The sequence below is a fragment of the Streptomyces sp. genome, from assembly GCF_031181555.1.
Classification (GTDB): domain Bacteria; phylum Actinomycetota; class Actinomycetes; order Streptomycetales; family Streptomycetaceae; genus Streptomyces; species Streptomyces fimbriatus.
On record NZ_JAPSKQ010000011.1, the window covers coordinates 35,140 to 42,595 of the forward strand.

The window sequence follows — 7,456 nt, forward strand, 5'->3', positions numbered from 1 at the left end:
GCGGGGCGGAGGAGGGCGGGCCGGCCCCCGCGTCACCCACCTGCCCGGGCGGCACGCCTAGAGCGCGTCGTCCCCGTGGCCGAGGTCCGTCACCCGCTCCAGCAGGATCGGCTCCCAGGCGCGCCGCAGCCGGGTGCGCAGCAGGGGCAGCGGGTCGGCGCCCCGGCCGACGAGCCCCTCGGCGAGGGCGCGGACGGAGTCGCAGCGGGCCAGCCACAGGCCGCGCAGGCAGGGGCGGGCGCCGTAGCCGGCCAGGGTGGCGGCGCGCACGGCGGCCGGGGAGCCCACGGCGAGCGCGAGGCCCGCGATGTCCTCGGCCGGGTCGCCGACCACCGCCGCGCCCCAGCCGAGGACGCCGCGCACCCGGCCGTCGGCGCTCACCACGAGGTGCCCGCCGGTGAGGGCGTGGTGGACGAGGACCGCCGAGCCGGGCTGGGCGGCGAGCTGGGCCGCCGCGGACGGGGTGAGCTGGTTCAGGCGGGCGGGGTCGAACTCGTCGGCCTCGGCGAGCCGTTCGGCGACCTGTCCGGCGGCCCGGCGCAGGGCCTCCAGGGAACGCGGGGGCTTCCTCGGCACACCGAGCGTCTCCGCCTGCCGCACCGGCACCTCGCGCAGCCCCGTGAGCAGCCCGGCCAGGTCGGCCTCGCCGACGGCGGACACGGCGTGCTCCTCGCCCGTCCCGCCGGGCACCCTGGTGTCGAGGGTGCAGAACAGACCGGGCGCCCACTCGCCGTGCGCCGCGCTCGACGGCAGCGCGACCGGGACGTGCGGGCGGACGAGCTCGCGAAGGCGCAGTTCGCGGCGGTGCCGCGTGCTCGTCTCACGGTCCGGGGCGAGGCGCAGCACATGGCGGGTGCCGACCCACCAGGTGGCGGGCTCGTCGCCGCCGGCGACGGGCCGGACCTCGGGCCCGGCGGCGGATTCCACGCCTCCGCTCCTGCCGCTCCCACCGCCTTTTCCGCCCCCGCCGTCCTTCAGCAGGGAACGGGCCAGTCGGCGGACGGTGTCCGCGGTGGGTGTCGGTGCCTGGGTCATGGGCGTGCCGTTGCCGTTCGGGAGGCAGGGAGAGGACGAGCAGGGAAGGGAGAGACGCGGAGGAGCCGCTCAGTCCACTGTGACCATCTCCCGCGCGGTGTTGTTCAGGCGCCGCCCGCCGTCCTCGGTCACGGTCACGATGTCCTCGATGCGCACGCCGAACCGGCCGGGCAGGTAGATGCCGGGTTCGACGGAGAAGCACATGCCGGGTACGAGGGGCTGCTCCTCCCCCTCGATCATGTACGGCGGCTCGTGCGTGGTGACGCCGATGCCGTGCCCGGTGCGGTGGATGAAGTACTCCCCGTACCCGGCGTCGGCGATGACCGCGCGGGCGGCCCGGTCGACCTCCTGGCAGGCGACGCCGGGCCGCACCGCGCGAAAGCCCGCCTCCTGGGCCTCGCGCACGATGTCGTGCACCCGGCGCTCCTCGTCGGTGGGTTCGCCGACGTGGACGGTGCGGGAGGTGTCGGAGCCGTAACCGTCCTTCAGGCCGCCGAAGTCGAGGACGACCATGTCGCCGCGTTCGATGACGCGGTCGCCGATCTCGTGGTGCGGGTTGGCGCCGTTCGGCCCGGAGGCGACGATCGTGAAGTCGACCTGGGAGTGCCCGAACCGCCGCAGCAGCGCGGCGAGGTCGGCGGCGACGTCGGACTCCCGGCGACCGGCGAAGGCGACGGTCCGGATCTCCTCGAACGCGGCGTCGGCGGCGGCCCCGGCGGCGGCCAGGAGTTCCAGCTCCGCCGCGTCCTTGACGGCGCGGAGCATCGGCAGGGCCTCGGTGAGGGAGGCGTACGAGGTGCCGGGCAGCGCCTTCTGCAGGCCCAGCAGGTGCATGGCCCAGGTGTTGTCGCTGATGCCGAAACGGCCTTGCGCGTCCAGCAGGGCGGCGGTGGCGGCGTAGGGGTCCTTGCCGTCGGTCCAGTCGCGCAGGGTCAGCGCGCGGGCGCCGGGGGCCCGCTCGGCGTCCGGGGCCTCCAGGGTGGGGACGACCAGCACGGGGTCCCGGCCCGGGGCCAGGACCAGCAGGGTGAGCCGCTCGGTGACCGCGGTGGGCGTGTACCCGGTGAGCCACACCAGGTCCGGGCCGGGGGCCACGAGCAGCCCGGCGAGTCCGGCCTCGGCGGCCTGCCGCGCCGCACGCTCCATGCGGGCCTGGTAGTCGTCGGCGGTGAAGGGCGCGGGCGTGATGCCGGTCATCCGGGCCTCCCGGGGCGGACGTAGGGGCTACGGGCAGCATCCTGCCCGGCGGGAGGGGGCGGCGCGAGCCGGTTCGCGGTGTTCGTCCGGGCGGCGCGCCGCCCGGGAAGCGCCCCGGGCGGTCGCGCGCCCCACGGCCTCGACCACGGCCCCGGCCCCTCGGCCGAACAGCTAACGGAAAACCCTTGATCAATCATTAGTTCTAATGCTTGCATTCGCTTTATCCATTACCCATTCGTACCACCCGAGGCTCAGGAGGCGTACGACCGTGCTCGTACTCGCACACGTCAGCGATCTGCATCTGGACGGAACCGCGCGGGCGACGGAACGTGCCCGGCGGGTGCGCGACCGGCTGTGGGAGCTGCCGCGCCGGCCGGACGCGCTGCTGGTCACCGGCGACATCGCGGACCACGGCACGGAGGCCGAGTACGAGGAGGCCGCCGATCTGCTGGGACTGCGCGACGGCAGCGCCCCGTTCCCCGTGCTGACCTGTCCGGGCAACCACGACAGCCGCGCGCCGTACCGCACGGCCCTGCTCGGACGGGCGGCCGCCGACGGGCCGGTCAACAGCGCGCATGTGCTGCCCGGCGGCGCCGTGCTGATGTGCGACTCCAGCGTCCCGGGCCGCGACGACGGGGAGCTGGACGAGGAGACGTACGCCTGGATCGAGTCGGCCCTCGACGGACTCGACGGATCCGAGGACGGCCTCCCGGTCCTGCTGGCCTTCCACCACCCGCCGGTCCCGCTGCACCACCCGCTGCCCGACTCCTGCCCCCTGCGCGACCCCGATCGGCTGGCCGCCCTGCTGGAGCGCCGGCCCGCGATCGCCGGGCTGATCACCGGTCACGCCCACACCCCGGCCGCCACGACGTTCGCGGGCCGTCCCCTGGTGGTGGGCCCCGGGGTGACCTGGACGCTGCGGCTGCCCTGGGAGGGCGAGCAGATCGCGGACCGGGACGCTCCGGTCGGGCTCGCCTTCCATGTGCTGGACGACGACGGGCGGCTGACGAGCCACTTCCGCGCGGTCACGTGACGATGCCGGGGACGACCGTCAGCCGCTGGTGGTCACCGCCGCGGTGGCGCACCGTCAGGGTCACCTCCGCGCCCGGGCGGGCCCGGGCGACGGCGCGCGCCAGGTCGGCGGCCGAGCCGACACGGGTCTCACCGAACGCGAGGAGCACGTCGCCCCGCACGAGGCCGGCCGAGAACCCGGGACCGGGCACGTGCACGCCGACGACGAGCGCCCCCGGTCTCCCGTCGTCCGCCACCTCCACGCCCAGCCTGGCGACGACGGGCGCGGGCGGCGCCACCGCGGCGGAGGGAGCGGAGAGAGCGGAGCGCGCCGACGCGGACGGGGTGGCGGCCGGCAGCCCCGCCTGCCGCTTCAGTTCGGCGATCCCGCCCGCGCCGACGACCGCGGTGCCCATCGCCCCGAGCCCGGCCCCGGACAGCACCAGGAGCACGGCGACGAGCGCCCTGGACACCGCGGACACCAGCCGCCGGCCGCGACGCCGCACGTCGTGCGGCCGCGGCCCACCGGACCCGGGCCCGTTCCCCGTACTGTTCCCGCTGCCGCCCGGTTCCCGGCCGGGCATCGGCTTGGGCCGCAACGCTGTCTGTTCCATGGTTCGCCTCGCCTCCGGCAGGAGTGCTACCCGGAACACCGGGAGACGACGAGCCACGAACGAGTGAGACTGACCGTCGGGTGCGGGGCGTCAGCTGAGGACGGGGAGCGCCGGCGGGCGGTCCGGCAGGAAGCGGTGGGTGCGTCCGGCCAGGTACTCGGCCTTGTAGCGCGGGACGTTCCGGTGCCAGTTGAGGATGCCGGCCATCCAGTTCTGCAGGTCGGTCACATAGCCCCGCATGATGGCCCGCGCCTCGTCGGACAGCTGGAAGTCGTCGTAGACGACGGGCAGTTCGTGCGCGACGACGTGCTCGAACTGGCTCATGCGCCGGTTGATCAGGTCCTGCACGACACCGAGGGCGGACGGATAGTCGACGCCGAAGAAGTTCTGCACGACGAGGATCGCGTTGTGGATCTCGCCCTCGTACTCGATCTCCTTCTGGTACGAGAAGACGTCGTTGAGGAGGCAGGCGTAGTCGATCGCCGCGTTCTCCAGGGAGCGGACGGGGCCGCTGCGGTAGACCTCGGGCGGCACGGCCGGGCCGTGACCGGCGCGGCACAGGCCCAGGGTGAGGTCGGAGCCGAAGGTGGCGCGCCGCATCTCCAGGTAGTCCACCGGGTCGGGGACGCGGTTCTGGATCTGGTTGGCCAGCTCCCACACCCAGGCCTCGGTCATCTTGTCGACGGCCGACTTCAGCGGGCGCCGCTCCTCGGGCGTCATGCCGGCCGTCGTGCGGGCCCACAGGTCGATCAGGGAGCGCTCCATGGCGTTGGCCGGCGGCGGGACCGGCTCCCCGTCGAGCGGCATGCAGGCCGACAGACGGGCCGTGGTCAGCCGGGCGGCGGCCAGGTCGCGGCGGTGGCCGTAGACGAGCGGGTAGTAGTCGTCGCCGTAGGTGCCGAAGGCCAGCCACCCGGAGGCGAGGTTCAACTGCTCCTGGGTGGCGTCCGGGTCGAGGCCCGCGGCGCACAGCGGGAGGTCGCAGCTCGCGAGCTTGTCCTCGTCCCAGACCCCCTCGCTGAGGAAGCCGATCGCGTGCGACCACTCGAACAGGTGCCGCCGGGCTCCGTCCAGGGCGGGGCTCAGCTCCAGCGGGAACGGCATGTGGATGTCGGGGATGATCGACGGACCGACCTTCTGGAAGGGCACGTGGGTGTAGGGGCGCGCCCGCTCGGCGGCTGCCGCGGCGAGCAGCGCGCCGACGTCCGCCGCGGAGGTGCCGGGGCCGGTCGGCGCCTGCCAGGGGGCGGTGGGCCGGGCGCCCTTGTTCATGTACCGGCTGGAGCGCATGTGCCATTCGTGACCGCCGGACTGCCAGTCCTGCAGTCCCTTCGCGTACGCCCCGACGGCGGCGACCTCGGCCGGGGTCAGGCCGTTCTCCAGGGCCACGGCGGGCACCTCGGTGAACGCCGTGTGCTCGAACTGGTGGAGCCGTGAGGTGAGGACGTCGTTGACGATGTCGGCGGCCTCCTGGGTGGTGCAGCCGAAGAAGGTCTCCAGGACGAGGACGCCGTTGCTGAGTTCGCCCTCGTCCTCGACCTCCCGCTGGTAGGAGAACAGGTCGTTGCGCAGGTGCACGGCGTCGGAGAACGTCTCCATCAGCACCCTGAGCGGCCTGGTCCCGGCGACGGCGGCGGGCACTTCGGCGGTCGCGTACTCCACGAGCCCGGCCGACCAGGGGGCGCCGCCCACCTTGCGGCGCATCTCGATGTACTCGACGGGGTTGGCGATCCGTCCCTCGTTGATGTTGGACAGCTCCCACAGGGACTCGTTGAGGAGGTGCTCGGTGGAGAGGGCGAACCGGCGGCGCCAGTCGGCGGACATCGCCGGCACGGTGCGCGCCCACAGGTCGGCGAGGCCCGCCTCGACCGGGTTCTCGGGTGCGGGGACGGGCGTCGCCGGGTCCGGCGGCATGAACAGCGGCAGCCGGTCCAGGTGGGCCTTGCCGCCGTCCCGGTCCTGGGTGCGTTTGAACCTCTCCAGGAAGTGGTCGTCGAAGAAGAAGACCCACACGTACCAGTCGGTGATGAGCGAGAGGGCGGGCCCGTCGCAGTCGGGGTGGGTGTAGGCGCAGAGCAGGCCGTAGTCGTGCGCGTCGAGATCGGCCTGCTCCCAGACCCCGGAGCCCTCCAGCATGCCCATCTCGCGCGCCCACGTCGTCGAGTGGGCCCGGGCCTCGTCGACATGCGGGTTGAGCCGCGCGGGGTGCGGCAGGTAGAAGTGCGGGAGTTCGAACGGCTGCGTCATGGCCGGGCCTTACCCGGGGACCGGTGGCGGCATCCGCCGGCCGGGACATGATCACACCATCGCGTGAACCGGTGCGGTATCGCCTTCCCTACGCCCGGACCTGGACCAGGGCGTGCGTGCCGCCGGTGCGCCAGCGCTGTCCCTCCGCGGCGACGAGCGCGGCCTCGGTCCCGGGGGTCAGCCCGGTGATCACGTCGGACTTCAGGGTGCGCAGGGCGGCGACCGGTCCGGGGAAGTGGGCGGTGACGTCCGCGAACGGTGTGGTCGGCGGCCAGTACCGGTCGCCCACGAGACGGCGGTAGTTGAGGTCGCCCTTGACGAGGGTGACCGCGGCCGCGGCGAAGTCGGCGCGGAGGTCGTCCGGCATCCGGGCGTAGGGCAGCGGGGAGCAGGAGAACGGGTGCGCGCGGAGGGTGAGGCGGCCGTCGGAGAGGGCGGCCCACAGCCCGCGCCCGTACGCGGCCGCCGCGCCCCCCGCGGCGGTGAGCCGGCGCAGCGCGTCGACGACGTCGGCGGGAGTGGCGTCGGAGACGTAGTACGGGTGGGGCTTGACGTGCAGCACCGCCCGGCCGATCCGGCCGTGGGCCAGCAGGTGGGCGACGAGCAGCAGGTCCGGGACGAGTTCGCGGCCGGCGTTGTCGGCGACCAGGCACAGCGTGCCGCTGCCGGCGGTGTCGAGCAGCGACCACAGACGCTCGCTGTCGTCGGCCACCAGACCGGGCACGGGGGCCGCCTCCTCGGCTCCCTCGGCGGACAGCCTGAAGCCCAGGTCGGCGCGGTTGCCCCACAGGGAGCCGTGCAGCAGGGCACGGGCCTGTTCCTCCGCCGGCCGGCCGGCGAGGTCGTCGAGCGCGGCGAGTTCCTCGTCGGTGGCGGGTGAGTCGAGTTCGGCGAGTTTGGAAGGGCGGAAGGGGTCGATGCCCTGCCAGGGGCCGGGGCCGAAGTAGCCCACCGCGTCCAGCAGCCGGCGGTAGAACCAGCTCTCGGACCACAGCCAGGGCACGTCGTACCAGGAGCGTCCGGCCCAGGCGTCCATGTCCCAGGTCTCCCACAGCTCCCGGTCGTGCGCGTCGGCGGGGAGGGGTTCGATCTCCCCCTCGGTGCAGTTGGTCAGCAGGGCGTCGAGCGCGCGCCGCTGCCGGGGCTCGTACGGGAGGGCCTCGCGCACCTGCCGGATGATCGCGGGGTGCCGCTCGGCCAGCACGCTGTGGGGGAAGGAGCCGGGCTCGTTGCCGAGGATCACGGGGGCGGCGGGGATGTCGGGCATGCGGCTCACCGTAACGCGCGCCCGCCGTCGGACGCCGCACGACATGTGGCGGGCCGGCCGGTGCCCCATCCGCACCGGCCGGCCC

General features: G+C 74.3%; 6 protein-coding genes. 1 reads left to right on the forward strand and 5 read right to left on the reverse strand.

Annotated elements, in window-relative coordinates:
* Positions 1 to 57: 57 nt before the first annotated feature.
* Positions 58 to 1,035, reverse strand: a complete 978-nt coding sequence (locus tag RIM90_RS04400; protein ID WP_309059198.1) for an aminoglycoside phosphotransferase family protein — start codon at positions 1,033 to 1,035, stop codon at positions 58 to 60.
* A 69-nt stretch (positions 1,036 to 1,104) separates the two neighbouring features.
* Positions 1,105 to 2,232 carry an aminopeptidase P family protein gene (locus tag RIM90_RS04405; RefSeq protein WP_309059199.1) on the reverse strand — a complete coding sequence of 376 codons (1,128 nt, stop codon included), beginning with the start codon at positions 2,230 to 2,232 and terminating at the stop codon, positions 1,105 to 1,107.
* Between the two features lie 268 nt (positions 2,233 to 2,500).
* Here RIM90_RS04405 and RIM90_RS04410 point away from each other — a divergent pair, with 268 nt between their 5' ends.
* Positions 2,501 to 3,265: a metallophosphoesterase gene (locus RIM90_RS04410; RefSeq protein WP_309059200.1), complete on the forward strand. Its 765-nt coding sequence runs from the start codon at positions 2,501 to 2,503 to the stop codon at positions 3,263 to 3,265.
* Here RIM90_RS04410 and RIM90_RS04415 read toward each other — a convergent pair.
* The 3 genes from RIM90_RS04415 to RIM90_RS04425 all read right to left on the reverse strand — a co-directional run bounded on the left by RIM90_RS04415 (position 3,258) and on the right by RIM90_RS04425 (position 7,371).
* The gene (locus RIM90_RS04415) at positions 3,258 to 3,716 is read right to left on the reverse strand and encodes a PDZ domain-containing protein (protein ID WP_309059201.1); all 459 of its coding nucleotides are present in this window, start codon (positions 3,714 to 3,716) and stop codon (positions 3,258 to 3,260) included. The genes RIM90_RS04410 and RIM90_RS04415 overlap by 8 nt on opposite strands.
* Positions 3,717 to 3,947: 231 nt before the next feature.
* On the reverse strand, positions 3,948 to 6,104 hold the full coding sequence (gene cyc2, locus RIM90_RS04420; RefSeq protein ID WP_309059202.1) for a germacradienol/geosmin synthase Cyc2: 2,157 nt from the start codon (positions 6,102 to 6,104) through the stop codon (positions 3,948 to 3,950).
* 88 nt (positions 6,105 to 6,192) lie between these two features.
* Positions 6,193 to 7,371, reverse strand: coding sequence for a damage-control phosphatase ARMT1 family protein (locus tag RIM90_RS04425; RefSeq protein ID WP_309059203.1), 1,179 nt, complete (start codon positions 7,369 to 7,371; stop codon positions 6,193 to 6,195).
* Positions 7,372 to 7,456: the final 85 nt, after the last annotated feature.

Bases quoted from the DNA above. Each gene is read 5' to 3' on its own strand.
- RIM90_RS04400 (WP_309059198.1), bottom strand. From the start codon at position 1,035: ATGACCCAGGCACCGACACCCACCGCGGACACCGTCCGCCGACTGGCC.
- RIM90_RS04405 (WP_309059199.1), bottom strand. From the start codon at position 2,232: ATGACCGGCATCACGCCCGCGCCCTTCACCGCCGACGACTACCAGGCC.
- cyc2 (WP_309059202.1), bottom strand. From the start codon at position 6,104: ATGACGCAGCCGTTCGAACTCCCGCACTTCTACCTGCCGCACCCCGCG.
- RIM90_RS04425 (WP_309059203.1), bottom strand. From the start codon at position 7,371: ATGCCCGACATCCCCGCCGCCCCCGTGATCCTCGGCAACGAGCCCGGC.